Annotated in this window: 20 protein-coding genes; 10 read left to right on the top strand and 10 right to left on the bottom strand. The window is 69.7% G+C overall.

Annotated features, from left to right (window positions below):
- Window positions 1–117 precede the first annotated feature (117 nt).
- Complete coding sequence (locus ACFQV6_RS03940) at window positions 118–1,146, bottom strand: PDZ domain-containing protein (RefSeq protein WP_378025915.1); 1,029 nt, start codon at window positions 1,144–1,146, stop codon at window positions 118–120.
- Window positions 1,147–1,236: 90 nt separating this feature from the next.
- Here ACFQV6_RS03940 and ACFQV6_RS03945 point away from each other — a divergent pair, with 90 nt between their 5' ends.
- Window positions 1,237–2,472: a zinc-dependent metalloprotease gene (locus ACFQV6_RS03945; RefSeq protein WP_378025916.1), complete on the top strand. Its 1,236-nt coding sequence runs from the start codon at window positions 1,237–1,239 to the stop codon at window positions 2,470–2,472.
- Window positions 2,473–2,526: 54 nt separating this feature from the next.
- On the opposite strand, the gene ACFQV6_RS03950 is transcribed toward ACFQV6_RS03945, so the two are convergent.
- Window positions 2,527–3,123, bottom strand: a complete 597-nt coding sequence (locus tag ACFQV6_RS03950; RefSeq protein WP_378025917.1) for a hypothetical protein — start codon at window positions 3,121–3,123, stop codon at window positions 2,527–2,529.
- Window positions 3,124–3,319: 196 nt separating this feature from the next.
- Window positions 3,320–3,853 (bottom strand): M48 family metallopeptidase, encoded by a 534-nt coding sequence (locus ACFQV6_RS03955; RefSeq protein WP_378025918.1) that lies wholly within the window; start codon window positions 3,851–3,853, stop codon window positions 3,320–3,322.
- Window positions 3,854–4,325: 472 nt separating this feature from the next.
- Here ACFQV6_RS03955 and ACFQV6_RS03960 point away from each other — a divergent pair, with 472 nt between their 5' ends.
- From ACFQV6_RS03960 to ACFQV6_RS03975, 4 genes are all read left to right on the top strand, one after another.
- A complete protein-coding gene (locus ACFQV6_RS03960) occupies window positions 4,326–4,487 on the top strand; it encodes a DUF5679 domain-containing protein (protein WP_378025919.1) in 162 nt (53 codons plus the stop codon).
- Between the two features lie 209 nt (window positions 4,488–4,696).
- Window positions 4,697–5,821: a hypothetical protein gene (locus ACFQV6_RS03965; RefSeq protein ID WP_378025920.1), complete on the top strand. Its 1,125-nt coding sequence runs from the start codon at window positions 4,697–4,699 to the stop codon at window positions 5,819–5,821.
- Window positions 5,822–5,860: 39 nt separating this feature from the next.
- The gene (locus tag ACFQV6_RS03970; protein ID WP_378025921.1) at window positions 5,861–7,207 is read left to right on the top strand and encodes an ABC1 kinase family protein; all 1,347 of its coding nucleotides are present in this window, start codon (window positions 5,861–5,863) and stop codon (window positions 7,205–7,207) included.
- A gap of 28 nt (window positions 7,208–7,235) precedes the next feature.
- On the top strand, window positions 7,236–7,544 hold the full coding sequence (locus tag ACFQV6_RS03975; protein ID WP_378025922.1) for an alpha/beta fold hydrolase: 309 nt from the start codon (window positions 7,236–7,238) through the stop codon (window positions 7,542–7,544).
- 360 nt (window positions 7,545–7,904) lie between these two features.
- Here the strand turns inward: ACFQV6_RS03975 and ACFQV6_RS03980 are convergent, their stop codons facing one another.
- The 3 genes from ACFQV6_RS03980 to ACFQV6_RS03990 all read right to left on the bottom strand — a co-directional run bounded on the left by ACFQV6_RS03980 (window position 7,905) and on the right by ACFQV6_RS03990 (window position 10,967).
- Window positions 7,905–8,267: a WhiB family transcriptional regulator gene (locus ACFQV6_RS03980; protein ID WP_378025923.1), complete on the bottom strand. Its 363-nt coding sequence runs from the start codon at window positions 8,265–8,267 to the stop codon at window positions 7,905–7,907.
- A gap of 142 nt (window positions 8,268–8,409) precedes the next feature.
- Window positions 8,410–8,703 (bottom strand): hypothetical protein, encoded by a 294-nt coding sequence (locus tag ACFQV6_RS03985; RefSeq protein WP_378026258.1) that lies wholly within the window; start codon window positions 8,701–8,703, stop codon window positions 8,410–8,412.
- A gap of 122 nt (window positions 8,704–8,825) precedes the next feature.
- Window positions 8,826–10,967: an ATP-dependent DNA helicase UvrD2 gene (locus tag ACFQV6_RS03990; protein ID WP_378025924.1), complete on the bottom strand. Its 2,142-nt coding sequence runs from the start codon at window positions 10,965–10,967 to the stop codon at window positions 8,826–8,828.
- A gap of 83 nt (window positions 10,968–11,050) precedes the next feature.
- Between ACFQV6_RS03990 and ACFQV6_RS03995 the strand changes: the two genes are divergently transcribed.
- The gene (locus ACFQV6_RS03995; RefSeq protein WP_378025925.1) at window positions 11,051–11,293 is read left to right on the top strand and encodes a mycoredoxin; all 243 of its coding nucleotides are present in this window, start codon (window positions 11,051–11,053) and stop codon (window positions 11,291–11,293) included.
- A 56-nt stretch (window positions 11,294–11,349) separates the two neighbouring features.
- Here the strand turns inward: ACFQV6_RS03995 and ACFQV6_RS04000 are convergent, their stop codons facing one another.
- From ACFQV6_RS04000 to ACFQV6_RS04015, 4 genes are read right to left on the bottom strand one after another with little or no spacing between them, the layout of a single operon-like run.
- Window positions 11,350–12,231 (bottom strand): phytanoyl-CoA dioxygenase family protein, encoded by an 882-nt coding sequence (locus tag ACFQV6_RS04000; RefSeq protein WP_378025926.1) that lies wholly within the window; start codon window positions 12,229–12,231, stop codon window positions 11,350–11,352.
- A 58-nt stretch (window positions 12,232–12,289) separates the two neighbouring features.
- A complete protein-coding gene (gene nudC / locus ACFQV6_RS04005; RefSeq protein ID WP_378025927.1) occupies window positions 12,290–13,297 on the bottom strand; it encodes an NAD(+) diphosphatase in 1,008 nt (335 codons plus the stop codon).
- On the bottom strand, window positions 13,294–14,613 hold the full coding sequence (locus ACFQV6_RS04010) for a M16 family metallopeptidase (protein WP_378025928.1): 1,320 nt from the start codon (window positions 14,611–14,613) through the stop codon (window positions 13,294–13,296). Before ACFQV6_RS04010 ends, nudC begins: the two co-directional genes overlap by 4 nt.
- A complete protein-coding gene (locus tag ACFQV6_RS04015) occupies window positions 14,610–15,920 on the bottom strand; it encodes a M16 family metallopeptidase (protein ID WP_378025929.1) in 1,311 nt (436 codons plus the stop codon). The genes ACFQV6_RS04010 and ACFQV6_RS04015 overlap by 4 nt, the downstream gene beginning before the upstream one ends.
- A 254-nt stretch (window positions 15,921–16,174) precedes the next feature.
- Between ACFQV6_RS04015 and ACFQV6_RS04020 the strand changes: the two genes are divergently transcribed.
- Genes ACFQV6_RS04020 through ACFQV6_RS04035 form a run of 4 tightly spaced genes read left to right on the top strand, consistent with a single transcriptional unit; the run spans window position 16,175 to window position 19,338 of the window.
- The gene (locus ACFQV6_RS04020) at window positions 16,175–16,588 is read left to right on the top strand and encodes an RrF2 family transcriptional regulator (RefSeq protein ID WP_378025930.1); all 414 of its coding nucleotides are present in this window, start codon (window positions 16,175–16,177) and stop codon (window positions 16,586–16,588) included.
- 8 nt (window positions 16,589–16,596) lie between these two features.
- A complete protein-coding gene (locus tag ACFQV6_RS04025) occupies window positions 16,597–17,664 on the top strand; it encodes an ABC transporter substrate-binding protein (protein WP_378025931.1) in 1,068 nt (355 codons plus the stop codon).
- A gap of 5 nt (window positions 17,665–17,669) precedes the next feature.
- Window positions 17,670–18,431 (top strand): ABC transporter ATP-binding protein, encoded by a 762-nt coding sequence (locus ACFQV6_RS04030; RefSeq protein WP_378025932.1) that lies wholly within the window; start codon window positions 17,670–17,672, stop codon window positions 18,429–18,431.
- A complete protein-coding gene (locus ACFQV6_RS04035) occupies window positions 18,421–19,338 on the top strand; it encodes an ABC transporter permease (RefSeq protein WP_378025933.1) in 918 nt (305 codons plus the stop codon). The genes ACFQV6_RS04030 and ACFQV6_RS04035 overlap by 11 nt, the downstream gene beginning before the upstream one ends.
- The last annotated feature ends 12 nt before the right edge of the window (window positions 19,339–19,350 follow it).

The raw sequence follows: 19,350 nt of genomic DNA on the forward strand, positions 1-19,350 counted from the left end.
AGGAGTGTTACGCATAACCAACGTTGGCTCCACACTTCGTCTGGCCGGTGAGTCACCTTACGATGTCGCATCCGACTTCTGTACGCGGCCGAACTGTCTCGTTACGACCGGCACGGATCACGCCGCCGTGCAGGGTTTCGGGTCCCTGTCGGCGGTGAATGTGGCGAGCGCGGTGAGTGCGTCGTCCACGGTGGCCACCTCGGCCATCGTGAGTCCGGGCACCGCGTTTCGCAGCGCTTCCGCGCAGTTGTCCTTGGGAACCAGGAACAGCTCGGCACCGGCTTCCTTGGCACCCACCAGTTTCTGCGGGATGCCGCCGATCGCGCCCACGTTACCGTCGTCGTCGATGGTGCCGGTGCCTGCGATCACCTTGCCGCCGGTCAAATCCTCCGGCTTGAGTTTGTCGATGATGCCGAGCGTGAACATCAAACCGGCGCTGGGTCCGCCGATCTTGTCGAGGTCGATCTCGATGTCGAACGGGTTGGGCTGTTTGGTAGCGATCTCGATACCGATCCGGGGCGTCTCGTCGTCCCCGGAGGCTTTGCTGGCGACCTGCACCGATCCGGGCTTGCCGCCGCGGTCGTAGCCGACGATCAGCGTGCTTCCGGCGGGCCGCGCGCGGATCAGGTCGGTGACCTGGGCCGGCCGGGTGATCTGAGTGCCGTCGATGCTGGTGATCACGTCGTCGGCCTGGAGCTGCCCGTCGGCCGCGCCGTCCTTGGTGACCTTGCGCACGTAGGTGAGGACCGGGTAGCCCAGCTCCCGCAGGGCGACGGTCTCGGCGCTGGTCTGCGACTGCTTCCACTCCTGCGCGTTCTGCTCCTGGACCTGTTTCTCGCTCTGGTCCGGCGGGTAGATCAGCTCGCGCGGGACGACCGCGTCCTCCCCGCTCAGCCAGCCGCGGATGGCCCACACCAGCTCGACCTGCGACTGCACGTTGACCGTGGTGAGACGGAGCTGGCCCTGAGACGTCGAGGTGGTGCCCTTCTTGACCTGGATAACCTCGGTGCCGTTGTCCGAACCGAGGGTGTTGACCGTCGGCCCGGGCTTGAGCACCACGTAGGGCAGGGGTGCGACCATGACACCCGCTGCCAGCAGAGCGGTGATCAGGGCGCCGAGGATGACCGTGACACCGCGACGTCTCATGCGCGTGAGCGTACCCACCCAGTCTGAGTTCTCTCTGAGCTGATACCTCCCTCAGTCCGCGACGAGCATTTCGCGCGTACGGTTGGGGACGTGCCTGATATCCCGTTCGGCTTCTCCCTGCCGGGCGCTCAGCCGCCCGATCCCTCCGACCCGCAGCAGATGCAGCAGTTCATGGCGCAGCTGCAGCAGATGTTCGCCGCACCCGGCAGTGGCCCGGTCAACTGGGACCTGGCCCGGCAGGTTGCTGCCAGCCAGCTCTCCGCGACCGGCGACCCGGCGGTGAACATGCTGGAACGCCACCAGGTCGAGGAGGCTCTGCGGCTCGCCGACCTCTGGCTCGACCCGGTGACCGCTCTCCCGAGCGGCATAAACAAGGCCGTGGCGTGGAACCGCAACGAGTGGATCTACAACACGCTCGACGTCTGGAAGAAGCTGTGCGAGCCGATCGCCGGCCGCATGGTGGGCGCCATGGGCGACCTGGTGCCCGAGGAGGCCCGCGCCCAGCTCGGCCCGATGCAGTCGATGGTCGCCACGCTCGGTGGCGCGCTCTTCGGCGGTCAGCTCGGCCAGGCCTTCGGGCAGCTCGCCGCCGAGGTGCTCTCCGCGGGCGACATCGGGCTTCCGCTGGGACCGGCGGGCACGGCTGCGCTCGTCCCGGCCAACATCAAGGCGTACGGGTCGGGGCTCGAACTTCCCGAGGACCAGGTCCGCCTCTACGTGGCGCTGCGCGAAGCCGCACACCAGCGGCTGTTCGGGCACGTCCCGTGGCTGCGGGCACACGTGCTGAGCGCCGTCGAGACCTATGCGAACGGCATCACGGTCAACCGTGAGGCGATCGAGGAGGCGATGAGCCGGGTCGACCCGAGCGATCCCGAGTCGATGCAGGCGATGGCGCTCGAGGGCATCTTCACGCCCGAGGACACCCCACAGCAGAAAGCCAGCCTGGCCCGCCTCGAGACTGCGCTCGCCCTCATCGAGGGCTGGGTCGGTCACGTCGTGGACGAGGCGGCCGGCGACCGGTTGCCGTCGGTGTCCGCACTCGGTGAGGCGTTCCGGCGCCGCCGGGCCGCGGGCGGGCCCGCGGAGCAGACGTTCGCCGCCCTGGTCGGCCTGGAACTGCGGCCGCGCCGGTTGCGTGAGGCCGGAGCGCTGTGGGTGGCCGTCACCGAGCAGCGCGGCATCGCCGGGCGCGACGGTCTCTGGGACCACCCGGACCTGCTGCCCACCGACGACGACTTCGCCGAGCCGGAGGCGTTCGCCCGGAACCGTTCGGACTGGGACATCAGCGAGCTCGACGGGCTCGAGGAGGGCCCGAAAGAGGACTGACGGCTTTTGCTCCTGGGGCGCGTTTCACTCTTGAGACGCGCCCTCAGCCGGTCCTCAGCCGCCCAGCAGGGCTCGGGTGTTCTCCCAGCCCTCCAGGGCGACGTCCAGCGTCGCCAGGTCGGCCGGCCCGCGCAGACGGCGCCACTGCGGTGTCGAGGTGACGTCGCCCGGCGCGGGTGCCGTCCGGCGCAGCAGCTGGGCGGATCCGCTGTCCAGGTCGTGGTCGGCGAGCCAGCCGGGTGCGGGCAGGCTGGTGGCAACGCCGAAAAGGCCGCCACCGGGCCCGCTGGGCGCCACCGCGACCGCTTTGCTCTCCAGGGGCCGGAGAAGCTTGCCCAGGGTCATACCGGGCACATCAGGCGCGTCCGCGGCGATCACCGCGGCCTGGTCGAACCCGTCCGCCGCGGCGGCCGTCAGCACCGGCAGCACGGTCGGCTCGGGAATCTCGTAGATCCGGGTCCCCGGCCAGGCGATCTCCTCGGCCAGATCGCGGTCGGCCGGCACGGCGGCGATCGCCGCTTCGGCCTGTGCCAGGCGGGCGAGCAGATCCACCACGTCCTCGGCCATGGCGGCCCGCCAGGCCCGCGGGTCCACGCCGGGGGGACTCCACGGAACCGGCACCAGCAACACCACAACGACCCGCCGAGTCACGGTGCCGAGCCTACTGGGCTTACTGGCCGGCGCTTACCGGGTCCGCGCTTGCTCGTCCGCGCTCACCGCGGTCCGCGCTCAACGGTCCGCGCTCACCGCGGTCCGCGCTCAACGGTCCGCGCTCAACGGTCCGCGCTCACCGCGGTCCGCGCTCAACGATCCGCGCTCACCGCGGTCCGCGCTCAACGGTCCGCGCTTACTGGTCCGCCATCATCGGGCTTCCGGCGGCGGAGACGCCCTCCAGGTAGCCCCGGGCGCGCTCGGCCTTGGGGAACCGGTTCACCAGGTCCCAGAAGCGGGCGTTGTGACTCGGCACGATCAGATGGGCCAGCTCGTGCAGCAGCACGTAGTCGATGACCCAGTCGGGCATCTCCTGGATCCGGTGCGAGATCCGGATGGTGCCGTCGTCGGGTGTGCAGGAGCCCCAGCGGCCGTTCTGGTTGGTCACCCAGCGGACGCTCGCCGGAGCCACCCGCTCGGCGTGATCGGCCAGGTAGCGCGCTGTCAGACGTCTGGCGCGGGTGAGCAACTCGGCGTCGGTGCATCGGAGCCGCTCCTCGCGGGCGGCGAGCCGGGCGAGCATCCGCTCGACCCACTCGGTCTCCTCGGCGCGCGAGAACCGGTCGGGGATGAGCACGACCACGCGCTCCCCGTCGCGATACGCGGACACCGTCCGTCGCCGGCGCTGGCTGCGCCGCACTTCCACGACAGGCTTGCGCACGCGGGCCATTACCGGCTCGCGCGGCCCAGATTCGGGTTCACGTTGAGACGCTAATCCGCCGGACCCTGGTCCCCGCAAGAGTACGGCCAATGAGAGTCACCGAAAATGTGCACTTCGGCCGCATATACCCGAAAAAAATTTCCTCAGCGGCAACATCGGAGACATCCGTCAACCTAGACCATCGTCGACTCAGGCGACCACCGGCCTCCGTGTCTGTTTTATGCCTTTCTGAAGGTATTCGTCGGCGTGTCCCGGCAAAATGGATGAAAAGGGTAGTTCGTACCGGCACACTCACGACGTCGGCGACACCGCCGGCGCTGCTTTGACATGGAACCGGGCTGACCTGGGTAAGTGACCGCCCCGGACGGGTGGCCACATCCGCGTGGCCGCGAGCGGTCCAACGCCGCGGACAGGTATTCGCGCCCGCCGCCGCCGAAAGGCAACGGGCCCGAGCGGCCGATTGACACGACGAGGAGGAACCGTGGCCGACACCACATACAACGGCTACTGCGTCAAGTGCAAGGAGAAGCGTGACTTCCAGGGCGACGTGGCAGTCTCGAAGACCGGCATGAACATGGCCAAGGGCAAGTGCCCGGTCTGCGGGACGACGATGAACCGAATCCTGGGCAAGGCCAAGGCGTGAGTGCGCCTCCGGGGAGGCCGGTTCGCCGGTCTCCCCGGAACTTTTCCACCACCGCCGTAACCGTGTTCACCCAGACACGTTGAGTTAGTTGAGCCTCCGCCTCAGCCTGTGGATAACTCGCCTCAAGCTGTGGACAACACGGAGCCAGGGCCCCGAGGCCCTGTGGATAACCACACCGCTCCGCAGCGCCTCGGTGACACCCTGTCGATATGAACCGGACACCCTTACCCAGGCCCACCCTGATCCCCGGGTTGCCCCGCGTCTGGCGGGGCCCCGGCGAGCTGCAGATCGGCCTCGATCCGGCGCACGCCGTGCTCCTTCATCTCCCCGATCCCCGGACCGCCCAGGTGCTGGACCTGCTGGACGGCAACCGCCCGGAGCGGATCGTCCTGCTCCGCGCCGCGGAGCTCGGCATCCCGCCGGAGGAGGCACGCGCTCTTCTGGACCTCCTGCACTCCGCCGGCCTCGTGGTTCCCTCGACCGCGCTTCTTCCGTCCACGCTGCCCGCCGCCACCCGGCACCGGCTGGCGGGCGAGGCAGCCGCGCTGGCGCTGGACTCCGCCGCACGCCGGCAGCTCTCGGCCGACCGGCGGCCAGTCCCGTCACCGGCCCGCATCCTGCGCCGGCGTCGCGCCGCACGCGTGGTGGTCAGCGGCCGCGGCCGGCTCGGCGCCACCATCGCGGTGGCGCTGGCCGAGGCGGGTGTCGGTCACGTGCACCCCGACCTGGCTGGCATGGTCGGGCCGGACGAGCTCACCGGCGCGCCACTCGGGCCCGCGGATGTGGGGAGCCCGCGGCGGTCCGCGGTCACCAGCGCGATCCTGCGCATCGCACCCGGCACCGACGTCACGGGCGTGCGCCGCATGCCCGCCTCCCTGGTCGTCCAGCTGGCCCACGACGAGCCGACCGCCCTGATCGCCGCCGGGCACGCCGGCCGACGCCAGCCGCACCTCGTGGTGGCCATCCGGGACGGCGTCGCGGTGATCGGCCCGCTGGTGCCGGCCGACGGCGCACCGTGTCTGAGCTGCGTCGACCTGCACCGGCGCGAGAGGGACGCCGGCTGGCCGGGTGCGCTCACGCCGCCCAGCCCGGACGCGACCGAGCCCTGCGCCGTGGCCACCCTGCTCGCCGCCACCGCCTACGCGACGGCCGAGGCGCTCGCCTTCCTGGACGGCCGCACCCCGGAGACTCTCGGCGCCGCGGTGGAGATCTCCGCCCCCGGCCGGTTCCGGCGCAGAACGTGGCCGCCGCACGCGCATTGCGACTGCCATCGGGGCCGACGGGGCCGAACCTTCACAGGACCTTCACCGCATAAGCACCAAACCACCAGCTGACGGGCAGAGTAAGCACCCATCGTCGGTCACAATGATCTGGTGACGGACATACCGCGCCGAGCGGCTTCCCGGACCGCCAAGCTGGCCGCCCTGCCCCTCGGCTTCGCCGGGCGGACCGCCCTGGGCCTGGGCAAGCGTGCCGTCGGGATCGCCTCCGACGTCATTTCCGCGGACATCCAACAGCGCACCGCCGAGCAGTTGTTCAGCGTTCTGGGGCAGCTCAAGGGCGGTGCGATGAAATTCGGCCAGGCCCTGTCGGTCTTCGAGGCGGCGATGCCCGACGAGATGGCCGGGCCGTATAGGCAGGCGCTGACGAAGCTTCAGGAAGCGGCGCCACCGATGCCGGTGGCCAACGTGCACAAGGCACTCGCCGAGCAGCTCGGGCCGGACTGGCGGGACATGTTCGCCGAGTTCGACGACAGCCCGGCGGCCGCGGCGAGCATCGGCCAGGTGCACCGGGCGGTGTGGAAACTGCCCCCGGCCCGCCGCAACGCGAAACCGAAGACGCTGCGGGTCGCCGTGAAGGTGCAGTACCCGGGAGCCGGCGAAGCCCTGCTGGCCGACCTCAAACAGCTCTCCCGGCTGGCCGGCATGTTCAAGATCATTCAGCCCGGGATGGACGTTAAGCCGCTCCTCGCCGAGCTGCGGGAGCGGATCACCGAGGAACTCGACTACGAGATGGAGGCCGAGACCCAGCGAGCCTTCGCCGCGGCGTATCACGACGATCCGGAGATCTTCGTTCCCCGCGTCGTCGCCTCGGCGCCCCGGGTCCTGGTCACCGAGTGGGTCGACGGCGACCCGCTGGCCCGCGTGATCGCCGACGGCACGCCGGAGGAGCGCAACGAGGCCGGCCGGCTCATGGCGGTCCTGCACTTCTCCGCTCCCGGCCGGGCCGGGCTGCTGCACGCCGACCCGCACCCGGGCAACTTCCGGATCCTCCCCGACGGCCGCCTCGGAGTGATCGATTTCGGCGCGGTGGCCCGTCTTCCCGACGGTCACCCCGAGCCGATCGGCCGGCTGGTCCGCCTCGCCCTCGCCGGTGAGGCCGAGGCCGTGGTCGACGGACTGCGCGAGGAGAAGTTCATAAAGCCGGACGACGAGATCGACGCGGAGGCGGTTCTCGCGTTCCTGCTCCCGATGATCGAGCCGGTCGCGGTGGAGCGGTTCCGCTTCAGCCGGGCCTGGCTGAGGTCCGAGGCGACCCGGCTGGCGAGCCCGAAATCCCCCGCGTACCAGCTCAGCCGCAAGCTCAACCTGCCCCCGTCGTACCTGTTGATTCACCGGGTGACGCTGGGGTCGATCGGGGTGTTGTGCCAGCTGGAAGCCGAGGCGGCCTACCGGGAGATCCTCGAGAGGTGGCTGCCCGGTTTCGCACCGGTCCCGTGACCTCCCACGTTCCGGTGCCGGGGATCGGGTGATCCTTATCGGTCATTCCTCCGGCGGCATCGTCGCCTGGCGAACCGCCCTCGCCCACCCCGGCAGGGTCGCCGCGCTCATCCTCGAAGAGACGCCGCCGGTGCCGCACCGGATGGCGAATTCGTCACGGTGGGCGGCGGGCACGGCATCCACGCCGCGCATCCGGAGGCGTTCACGGCTGAGATCCGGGCTTTCCTGGAGCGAGTCCCGGCCGCCTGAAGAGCGAGTCCCGGCCGGACGAAGAGCGATATCCGGCCGGATCAAGAGCGATATCCGGCCGGGTGAGGAGCGATATCCGGCCGGGTGAGGAGCGATTACAGGCCCGTGAGGCCAAGGCTTTCCTGGCGCGCACAGCCCGGCTCACCAGCGCGTTGAGCTGCGAAAAGGGCCCATCCGCATCGGCGGATGGGCCCTTCTTCATTTCCCAGGTAGCGGGTTCAGGAATGCGTTTGATCAGACGCCGAGTTCGCGGGCGGCCCGGTGCCGGGCTTCCATGGCGATCTGACGGGCGGAACGGTAAGCCTCAGGTGCACGATCACTCTGAGGCCGACGCATTCGGGCCCTGGACAACGCCTCTTGGATGAGTCTCACCTTGTTCGCTCCATTCGTGGTCATTTCGGTACTCGGCTTTCGGGTCTCGGTTACGTGCGTGGGGAGGGTTGTCATCTCAGGCCGCCAGGCGGACGGAGTTGCGCGAGTCGAGACCGTTCGCGGCGAGCCGCTCCTCGACCTCGACGGCCAGCTCGGCGTCGCGGGCGACGTCGGCCTTACGCGGACGTCCACGGGGCCGCTTGCGCGGAACCACGGCGCCACGCTCGAAGATCTCTCCACCCCAGACACCCCAGGGCTCGCTCCGCTCGACCGCACCGGCGAGGCACTCGACGCGCAGCGGGCAGTCCCCGCAGAGCGACTTGGCCAGCTCCAGCTGGGCCGGGGAGTCGGAGAACCACAGGTCCGGGTCGAACTTCCGACAGGGCAGGTTTGCCTCGACCTCGACGCTCACGTCGATCGGGGCCAGCGCCAGACTCATAAAGCCCGGTCACCTCTCTCTTCTTCTCGATCTTCTGGATCGCAGTACGGGCTGTGCACCGACCTGTAAGTCGGCAAAAAGTTAGGCCGCGGATCCCGGTTATCGGGTTCCGCGGCCTCGAGGTGAGCCGGAGGTCTGTTTGTCAGACCGGCCTTCCTCGAGGCGGGACACCGCTGCCACCATCCGTGTAGCGCTTGGCGTTGCCCTTGAACCCAGTGGTCCCCTTGTTTCCATCGACGAGGTTGCCGTCGACGAGCACCAGAACCGATTTGCCCAGCTCGGACTGGACCTGGATCAGAACCTGGTGCACCCGCGGGGCCCACGGCCGCTCAACAGCCAGCGGTGCCACCGGAGCGGCGGTCGCGGGCAGCGAAACGGGCAGAGTGCACACAGCAGTCGGCAGCATCGACGGACGCATCAGTGTGTTCAGCTTCATCGTTGCCACCTCCTCCAATAAACGTGCACTCGTGGTGTTGATCTAAGCGAGTCCAACCCGCTCGCTAAGACGTGTTCTGAGGCTATGCCTGCCCTACAGGAGAGGGCAAACGAATTAACGGACTAACTTTCAAAGTTTTTCGGGGCAAGATCATCAGGGCTCGCGCCGGCCACCAGAGCGAAGACCGCCTCGCCGTACTGACCGAGTTTGCGGGGCCCGATCCCGGCGATCGCGACCAGCTGCGCGGGACCGGTCGGGCGGCGTTCCGCGACGGCCACCAGGGTGGCATCGGTGAACACCACGTATGCAGGAACTTTCAGCTCCGCGGCGGTGCTGGCACGCCAGGCCAGCAAACGCTCGTACAGGTCCTCGTCGAGGTCCGAGGGACAGGTGGGACAGCGCCCCAGTTTGCGGTCGGCACCGGCGAGCAGGGTGGCGCCGCAGATCCGGCAGGAGGACACCTGCGGGCGGCGCCGGTCGGGTTTCCGACTCCGATCAGCGGGGCCTCGCTCCGGGGAGCCGCCCGAGCGATCCAGCTGCGGCAGGAAACGGCAGGGGCGGCGGGGGCGGCCACCGGGGGCGCGCGATTGACCCAGCGACAGCCAGAGCACCTGCCGGGCGCGGGTCACACCGACGTAGAGGAGGCGGCGCTCCTCCTCGATCTGGTCGGGGGATTTCGCGTACGTCGTCGGCAGTGTCCCGTCGGCGAGCCCCACCAGGAAGACCGCGTCCCACTCGAGGCCCTTGGCCGAGTGCAACGAGGCAAGGGTGACGCCCGCGACCGTCGGCGCGTGCTGCTGCTCGGCGCGCCGGGCCAGCTCGTTGTTGAAGGCGGCGAGCGACACGTCCCGCTGGACCCGCCCGGCCTCCCCGATCGGCAGGATCTCAGGCGCGGCCGCAAATTCCTCGGCGAGGGTGACGAGCGCCGCGAGCGCCTCCCACTGCTCGCGTGCCGCACCGCCCGGCGGAGGCTGGTGCCGGTTCCAGCCGGTGGCGGAGAGCGCCTCGACGACGGCCTCGACCAGCGGGGTCTCGCCCGGGATCGACCGCACGGCGGCTCGCAGCGCGACCATCGCCTTGCGCACCTCGGCGCGCTCGAAGAACCGCTCGGCGCCCCGGACCAGGTAGGGCACCTCGGCCTCGGCGAGCGCCTCCTCGTACGCCTCGGACTGCGCGTTGGTGCGGAAGAGCACCGCGATCTCGCTCGCCGGCGTGCCGGTGGCGATCAGCTCCCGGCACCGCCGGGCGACCGCCGCCGCCTCGCCCGGCTCGTCCGGGAAGATCTTGAGTTCGGGCTCCGGACCGGAGTCACGCTGGCCGACCAGTTCCAGGCGCAGTTTCGCCTCGGTGCCGCGGGCCTGCCGGATGACCGCGTTGGCGAGCCCGACCACCTGCGGTGTCGACCGGTAGTCGCGGACCAGGCGGACCACCACCGCGTTGCGCCGCTGCCGCGGAAAATCGATCAGGTACGCCGACGTGGCCCCGGTGAACGAGTAAATCGTCTGGCTGGCGTCGCCGACCACGGTGAGGTCGTCGCGGCCGCCCAGCCAAGCCTCGAGGAGCCGCTGCTGCAGCGGGTTGACGTCCTGGTACTCGTCGACGACGAAGTGCCTGTACTGCGCGCGGATCTGCTCGGCGACGTCCGCGTGCTCCTCGATGCCCCAGACCGCCGCCCGCAGCAGGTCCTCGAAGTCGATCACGCCCTGGCGCCGTTTCAGCGACTCGTACGCCGCGAACACCTCGGCCACCCGGGCCGGCTCGAACGGCGGCTCCCGAAGCGCCTTGGCGGCGGCAACCGGGTACTCCCCCGGCTCGACGAGCGAGGACTTGGCCCACTCGATCTCGCCGGCCAGATCACGGGCGGCGGCACGGTCGGCACGGACGTTCGCCCGGGCGGCCGCCAGGCCGACCATCCTCGCCTTGCTCTCCATCAGCTCGGGCATCGCCCGGCCCTCCAGCAGCCGGGGTGCGAAGTAGCGCACCTGCCGCAGGGCCGCCGCGTGGAAGGTGCGGGCCTGAACACCGCCGGCACCCAGCGCGGTCAGGCGGGCCCGCATCTCGGCGGCCGCCCGGGCGGTGAAGGTGACAGCGAGCACATGCCGCGGGCTGATCTCACCGTTCGAGGTCCGCCACGCGATCCGGTGCGTGATGGCACGGGTCTTGCCGGTCCCGGCGCCGGCCAGGATGCAGACCGGGCCCGCGGGAGCCGTCACCGCCGTCCGCTGGTCCGGGTCGAGCCCGGCCAGCACCCCATCAGTCCGCACGGTAGGGAATCATGACACCCCCGCCGGACGTTGTGCGGGATGGTGTAGTGCCGTGTGACTCATTTCTGAAGGAGCCCTGACCGATGCTGACCATGTACTCGACGTCCTGGTGTGGGTACTGCCACCGCCTGAAGTCGCAGCTCGACCGGGAGGGCATCGCTTACGACGTCGTGGACATCGAGCAGGACGAGGCCTCCGCCTCGTTCGTGCGCAGCGTGAACGGTGGCAACCAGACCGTGCCGACGCTGAAGTTCGCCGACGGGTCGGCGCTGACCAATCCCTCGATCGTGCAGGTCAAGCAGCACCTGGCGACGATCGCGGCCTAGGTTTCCCGCTGTGACGAAGAGGGCCGCCCCCGCGGGGCGGCCCTCTTTCGCATGTCTTACGGGATCAGCGCCGGGATGCTCGAGTCGAGCAGGCCACGCTCCTTGAGCGCACCGTAGAGCGGCGTGCTCTCCGGGTAGTGACCCCACTGGTGGTCACCGTCACCCTTGCCGAAGCCACCGAGCAGCTGCTTCTGAACCTCGTTGAGGTTGTCCCAAGCCGGAGAGTTCGGCAGGTCGGCGACCTCGTCGCGGATGGCGATCCAGCGCGGGGTGTAGCCGAAGAACGCGCCGACGCGCGTGATGTCGGAGTAGTTGTCCGACCGGGCGTGCCAGATGCGCCGGTCGAAGACGACCAGGTCACCGGGGTTCGCGGTGATCTGGGTCGCGCCCTCCGGCTGCGGCCACGGCACGCCGCGGCTCGGCGGGCCGGGCAGCCAGTTGGTCTTGTGGCTGCCGGGGAGGACGGTGAAGTTGCCGCGCCCGGTCTCGCTCACGTCGGAGAACCAGTAGGCCAGCTTCACCGACAGCATCGGGCGGGGATCGGTCTCGATCTCCCGGTTCTGCCGGCCGCCGTCCTGGTGCCAGTGCCACCAGTCCTTCTGCTTCTCGTGGATCTGCGGGTGCACGTCGATGTGTGAGTGGTAGACGTGGATGTTCCAGCCCAGCAGCGACCAGATGTATTTGAACGCCTTCGGGTGGTCGAGCAGGAACGCCAGCTCCGGAACCCCGGTGATCGGGGAGAGTTGGTGCAGAGCCCCCGTCGGCCCGAGCTTCCCGTCGCGCTTGCCCTTCTCATACGCCCCGAGAATCGCGGCCCGGCCGGCCTCGACCTCGCTCTCACTCAGCACCGACGGCACGACGATGTAGCCGTCGCGGTCGAACGCCTCCCGCTCCTCAGCGGACATCGGCGTCCACGCCGGGGCTTCCACCTGGGTCATCGGTTCCCCTCTCGGTCTTTGTAACCAAGACGCGATGAACCCTCGGATTGGTTGCCAGCTAACCGGAGATTTTTTCTTTTTCTTGATCACGGCCGGGCGAGCCGGTGAGCAGCCACTTCTCGACGAGATAGAAGGCGATCGAGGAAGCCATCGGCAGGCTCATCGGCACTCCTGAATCCGGGTCGACGTAGCCACCGGCGATCATCTTGGCGATCGCCTCCCTGGTGAACCAGTGCGCCTCGTCGATCTCCTCAGGGTCGAGGACCAGCGGCTGGGCGGGGTCCGCGACGGCCTGGAAGCCGAGCATGAGCGAACCCGGATAGGGCCAGGACTGGCTGCCCTCGTAGCGCAGGGAGGCGATCCGGATGCCGACCTCCTCGCCGACCTCACGCACGACAGCGGCCTCGGCCGACTCCCCCGGCTCGACGTAACCGGCGAGGCAGGAGAACCGCCGCATCCCGTCCGGTCCGCTCGGCCAAGCCGAGTTGTGACCGAGCAGGCAGCGCCCGCCCGGACCGGCCACCCCGTCGTGCACCAGGACGATCATCGCCGGGTCGGTGCGCGGCCACATGAGTTTGCCGTCCTCGTCGGCGCGCGCCCAGCCGGCCTCGACGGCCTCGGTGGGCTTACCGGTGCGCGGCGAGAACCGGTGACTCGCGTGCCAGTTCGCGAGCGCCGCGGCGGCGGTGAACAGCCCGGCGTCCCGGTCGTCGAGCAGGTGACCGATCTCGCGCAGGGTCACCGCGCGCGTGTCGCCGGAAGCGGTGATCGGTGCGTCCATGGTCCAGACCGGGGTGCCGTCGAGGTCGACGCCGAGGAACCAGCGCTCGGCCCGCGGTGCGTCGGCTGACGGCACGAGGACGAGTGCGGCGCTGCCGTCAGCACGGTCGCCGACCAGCGCCCGGCCGCCCGTGGAGAGGTCGACCACGAGCACCTGGCCGCGGTCCCACGCCGCGGCCAGCCACTCGTCGTCCTTGCGCCGGACCGCGGCCCGGTCGAGCGTGGTCCGGGCCAGCGGCGGGGTGCCGGGCTGCTCACCCAGATCAGGTTGTTCTGGTTCGGTCACTCTGTGCTTCGCTCCACGACAGTCAGGGCGGACAACTGCGATTCGATCTTGTCAGCGTCGCCCAGGACCACGGTCACCGCACGGGACGGGGCCAGGTACTTGGCCGCGGCGGCGGCGACCTCGTCGCGGGTGGCGGCGGAGAGGGCGGCCGAGTGCTCGCGCAGGTGGCCCAGGCGCAGGCCGAAGCCCGCGTACATGCTGGCCAGCCCGGCGAGCCCGGCCTGGGTGGACATGCCGAGGCGGAGGGTGCCGAGCGCGTACCGGCGGGCCTGCTCGAGCTCCTCCTCGCCGGGCGGGAGGCTGGCGATGCGACCGAGCTCGTAGACCGTCTCGAGCAGCGAGGGGCCGGTCACCTCGGTGGCCACCTCCGCGGCGGCGAGCAGGGTGGAGCCGGCGACGAAGTGCTCGATCACCGAGTGCGACCCGTACGTGTAGCCCTTGTCCTCCCGGATGTTCTCCACCCAGCGTGAGGAGAAGTATCCGCCGAAGACGAAGTTCGCCAGGCTCAGCGCCGCGTAGTCGGGGTGGGTGCGGGTGATGCCGGGCAGCGCCATCCGCAGCGAGGACTGCACCGATCCGGGCCGGTCGACAAGCAGCAGAGGCCCGGTCTCGATGGCCGGGGGCGGCGCGATCGAGCCGTCCGGCGCCGAGCCGGTCCAGCCGCCGAGGATCTTCTCCGTCGTGTCGATGGCCAGGTCCGGGTCGATGTCGCCGACCAGCACCAGGACCGCGCCCTGTGGCCGCAGCCGCGCGGCGTGCAGGTCGCGCAGCGCGGCGTTGCCGACGGCGCGGACGTCTTCCGGTCCCGGGGTCTGCACCGCGTACGGATGGGTGTCGTAGATCCGCTTGAGCAGGGCGACCCGGGCGAGGTGGGCCGGCTGGCTCAGGGCGACCTGGATGTGGTCGCTCAGACGCTCCCGCTCGGTCGCCACCTCGTCGGTCGGGTAGGTGGCGTCGGTGAGCACCGAGGCGAGCAGCTCCAGCGTCCGGTCGAGACCGTCGGCGAGGGCGTTGCCGCTGATCAGCAACCGGTCCGGATCGAGGCCGGCGGCGAGGCTGCCACCCACCGCCTGCAACTCGGCGGCCAGGTCGATGCTCGACATCGTGCTCGTACCGGTGAACAGCGCCTGGGAGAGGAGCGTCGCCGGTGCCAGCGGGGCCCGGCCGAACGGGATGCGCAGCCGCACCTCGACCAGGGGCACCGCCGAGCGCCGGATGGCGATCACGGTCAGCCCGTTGGGCAGGGTGCGCTCGGCCTCGCGTGGCAGGTTGAGCTCGGCGTCCGGAACCAGATCCGGCAGGGTCTTGGTCGTCATGCTCCAGCTCCTCCGGGGATCACTTCGACGGAGGCACGGCGCTCCGGCCGCAGCGTGGCCGCCGCGGCGACGATCTGCTCGTCGTTGATCTCGCTGATCAGTTTCGGCAGCTCGTTGAGCAACTCGGGCCGGCCGCGCTGCAGTTCCAGCACCGCCATCGGCAGGGCCCGGCCGAGCACCGCGTCGGTCTCGTGCAGCAGGCGGGTGGCCATCCGGGCCTGGGTCCGGGCCAGCTCGCCCTCCTTGAGGCCGTCGGCGGTCAGCCGGTCGAGCTCCTCGTCGATGGTTCGCAGCGCCTTGTCGGCGTCGCCGCCGGGCGGCAGGTGTGCCTGGAGCAGTAGGGCGGTCGGGTTGCGCACCTGGTACTCGTCGCCCATGAAGCCGAGGTAGCCGCCGATCGTGGTGGCCGCGCGGTCGCGCTGGACCAGGCGCTCGACGAGCCGGGAGGCGTCGCCGTCGGTGAGCACCTCGGCGAGCACGGAGAACGGCAGGTACTGCTCGAAGGCGCCGATCGGGTCCGGCACCCGCCAGCCGGCCGCGACGGCGGGCAGCGGGGCGATCCGGTCGGTGTACGACTCGCGCCTCTCCTCGGCCACGTCGGGCTCGGCGAAGTCGGGCAGCGACGGCGCCGGACGGGCCGGCACGTCGCTGAAGTGGCGCTCGATCATCGCGGTCGCCTCAGCCACGTCGAAGTCACCGGAGACCGAGAGCACCGCGTTGCCGCAGGCGTAGTAACGGTCGAAGAAGCCCTGTGCGTCCTCGACCGTCGCGCTCTCCAGGTCTTCGAACGACCCGTATCCGTCGTGGGCGTTGGGGAACGTCTCGAACATCACCGGTGGCAGTTTCAGCCAGGGAAAGCCGCCGTACGGCCGGTTCAGCACGTTGACCCGGATCTCCTCCTTCACCACGTCGACCTGGTTGCGCAGGTTCTCCTCGGTGAGCCGGGGGCCGCGCATGCGGTCGGCCTCGAGGAAGAGCGCACGCTCGAGACCGCCGGATGGCAGCACCTCGAAGTAGTCGGTGTAGTCGAGGTGGGTGGATCCGTTGAAGCTGCCGCCGGCACCCTGGACGTGCCGGAAGTGGGCGAGCTTCTCCAGGTTCGCCGAGCCCTGGAACATCAGATGCTCGAAGAGATGGGCGAATCCGGTACGGCCTTCCGGTTCACTGCGGATGCCGACGTCGTAGACGACGGCCACTCCGACGACCGGGGCGCTGCGATCCGGTGACAGGACCACGCGCAGACCATTGCCGAGGGTGAACCGCTCGACCGGATATTTCGTCGCGGGGATCTTGATTCTGGGCGCCACGGTACGAATCTAGCGTGTCGGCGTCGATCCGCGCCGTAGTCGCCCCGCTCACGCATCAGTGACCACGCGATGACGTGGCGTAAATACGTCGATATCCCGATCAGCCGGTCGATGCGTGGCCCCGAGGTGACCGCCGTCACCTCACCCTTGCGTGTTACGGGAGTGGCTGCCCTTGACGCAGTAAACCTACCTAGTCCATTATTCCCATCCAACAGATAGGTAAAGCGAGGTATCCACGGGAAGGGGAGCGCGTCGTGTACGTCTCGGCCCGCACGGACTACGCCGTACGCGCGATGCTGGCGGTCACCGCCGAACACCCCCGCCTGGTCAAGGCCGCCGGGCTGGCTGCCGTTCAGGACATTCCGCTGAGCTTCCTGCAAGGAATCCTGCTGGACCTGCGCCGCGCCGGGCTGCTGCACAGCCACCGCGGCGTGGACGGCGGGTACGCCCTGGCCCGCCCGGCCGAGGAGATCACCGTCGGCGACGTGGTACGCGCCGTCGGGGGTGCCCTCACCACAGTCCGCGGGCTCCCCACGTCCACGGCGGTCTACCACGGTGCGGCGACGGCGCTGCACGACGTGTGGATCGCCGTCGAGGCGGCCATCGAGGGTGTGGTCGACCACAAGACCCTGGCCGAACTCTCCACCATCTCCGTGAAACGAAATTAGGAGTGAGCATGAGCTCCCGCACCGCACGTGCGCTCGCCCTTGCCACGGCCGCCCTGGTCGCCTCGACCGCACTGGCCGCCTGCGGTTCCGACTCCGGTGAGGCGACGGCCTCCGCCGACGCCGAGGCGCAGACCCTGCGCCTCGGATACTTCCCGAACATCACCCATGCCCCGGCCCTGGTCGGCGTCAACAAGAAGTTCTTCGAAGAGGCTCTGGGCACCGGCACCAAGCTCGACCCGAAGACCTTCAACGCCGGTCCGGCAGCCATCGAGGCGCTGTTCTCCGGCGCGATCGACGCCACCTACATCGGCCCCAACCCGGCGATCAACGGCTGGGCCCAGTCCAAGGGCTCCGCACTGAAGATCATCGCGGGCAGCACCTCCGGCGGCGCCGGCCTGGTGGTCAAGGAGGGCATCAACACCCCCGCCGACCTCAAGGGCAAGAAGATCGCCACCCCGCAGCTGGGCAACACCCAGGACGTCGCGCTGCGCGCCTGGCTGAAGCAGAACGGCCTGAACGCCGATCAGCAGGGCGGCGGCGACGTCTCGATCCAGCCGCAGGACAACGCGACGGCACTCCAGGCCTTCGCCCAGGGCGCGATCGACGGCGCGTGGGTGCCCGAGCCCAACCTGAGCCGCCTGCAGCTCGAGTCCAAGGGCAAGCTGCTCGTCGACGAGAAGACGCTCTGGCCGAACGGCGAGTTCGTCACCACCCACCTGATCGTGAGCCAGGAGTTCCTGAAGAAGTACCCGGGCACGGTCAAGAAGCTGATCCAGGGCCACGTCAAGTCGGTCAAGTACATCGAGACCGACAACGCCGGGGCGCAGAAGGCCGCCAACGACCAGATCGCCGCGCTCTCCGGCAAGCCGCTGAAGGACGAGATCCTCCAGGCCGCCTTCAAGAACCTGAAGTTCACCCACGACCCGATCGCCTCGTCGCTCTACACCAGCGCCAAGAACGCCGAGGACGTCGGCCTGCTCAAGCCGGTCGATCTGAAGGGCATCTACGACCTGACCCTGCTCAACGAGGTCCTCAAGGCTGACGGCCAGCCTGAGGTCAGCGACGCAGCGGCCTGACGACGATGAGCCTCGCGACCGAAACCGCTGTGGTACGCCTCGACGGCGTCTCCAAGCAGTACGGATCCGGCAGCCACGCGCTGCTGGCACTCGACCACGTCTCGCTGACCGTCGGCAAGGGCGAGTTCGTCTGCCTGCTCGGCGCATCCGGCTGCGGCAAGAGCACGCTGCTCTCGCTGGTGGCGGGGCTCGACAAGATCAGCGGCGGCACCCTGGACATCGCCGGCGAGCGCGTCTCGCTGATGTTCCAGGAGGCCGCCCTCTTCCCCTGGCTCTCGGTGTCCGGCAACGTCGAGCTGGCACTGCGCCTGCAGGGCGTGGGCCGGGCCGAGCGCCGGGAACGCGCCCAGGAACTGCTGGAGATCGTCCGGCTGGGCGGCTTCGGCGCCAAGCGCCCGCACGAGCTCTCCGGCGGCATGCGCCAGCGGGTGGCCCTGGCCCGCGCGCTCGCCCAGAACGCCGACATCCTGCTGATGGACGAACCGTTCGGCGCCCTCGACGCGATGACCCGCGACATCCTCCACGACGAGCTGGAACGGATCTGGCGCGAGCAGGAGCTGACCGTTCTCTTCGTGACGCACAACGTCCGCGAGGCGGTGCGGCTCGGCGACCGGGTCGTCCTGCTGAGCAGCCGCCCCGGCCGGGTGATCGAGGACTTCGCGATCGACCACCCGCGCCCGCGGCGCATCGACTCGACCGAGGTGGCCGGCCGGGCCGCTGAGATCACCGACCGGCTCCGCGAGGAGGTCGCCCGACATGCCAACTGACCTGACACCCGCCGAGGCCGACCTGGAAGCCCCGCGGCCGGATGAGGCGCCCGCCGGCAACTCGGCCGCCGACCGGGTCAGCGGGCTGGACGCCCTCGAACTCGGGCCCAAGAAGGAGAAGGGCAACCTCGGCCCGCGCATCTGGCGCAACACCTGGCCCAAGCTGCTCGCCGTCGTGATCGTCATCGCGGCCTGGCAGGCGGTGGTGCTGTCCGAGTGGAAGCCGGCCTACGTGCTGCCCGGCCCGGAGACGGTCTTCACCGACCTCGCCGGCCTGATCACCACGGCCTCGTTCTGGGACGGCATCCAGCTGACTTTGACCCGGGCACTCACCGGCTTCCTGTTCGCGGTGATCCTCGGCACCGTGATCGGTGCGGCGGTCGCCCGGTTCGCGCCGCTGCGGGCCGCGATCGGCTCGCTGATCACCGGCCTGCAGACCATGCCGTCGATCATGTGGTTCCCGCTCGCCATCCTGCTCTTCCAGATCAGCGAGAGCGCCATCATGTTCGTGGTGATCATCGGTGCGACGCCCTCGGTGGCGAACGGGCTGATCAGCGGCATCGACTACGTGCCGCGGACCTGGCTGCGGGTGGGCCAGGTGCTGGGCATGAAGGGCCTGGCGAAATACCGGCACCTGATCCTGCCGGCGTCGCTGCCGTCGTTCATCTCCGGGCTGAAGCAGGGCTGGGCGTTCTCCTGGCGCAGCCTGATGGCCGGTGAACTGCTGGTCATCGTGCCGGGCGCGCTCTCCATCGGCGTACGCATGCAACAGGCCCGTGAACTCAACGAAGCCTCGCTGGTCATCTGCTACATCATCGTCGTCCTGGTCATCGGCATCCTGATCGACGTGCTCTTCAACGCCGCCGACAACGCGCTGCGCAAGCGCTGGGGCCTGACCGGCGATTAGGGGCACTTCGAA

Origin of the sequence: Actinoplanes sp. GCM10030250, assembly GCF_042666575.1 — a bacterium.
In the GTDB taxonomy this organism is placed as follows: domain Bacteria; phylum Actinomycetota; class Actinomycetes; order Mycobacteriales; family Micromonosporaceae; genus Actinoplanes.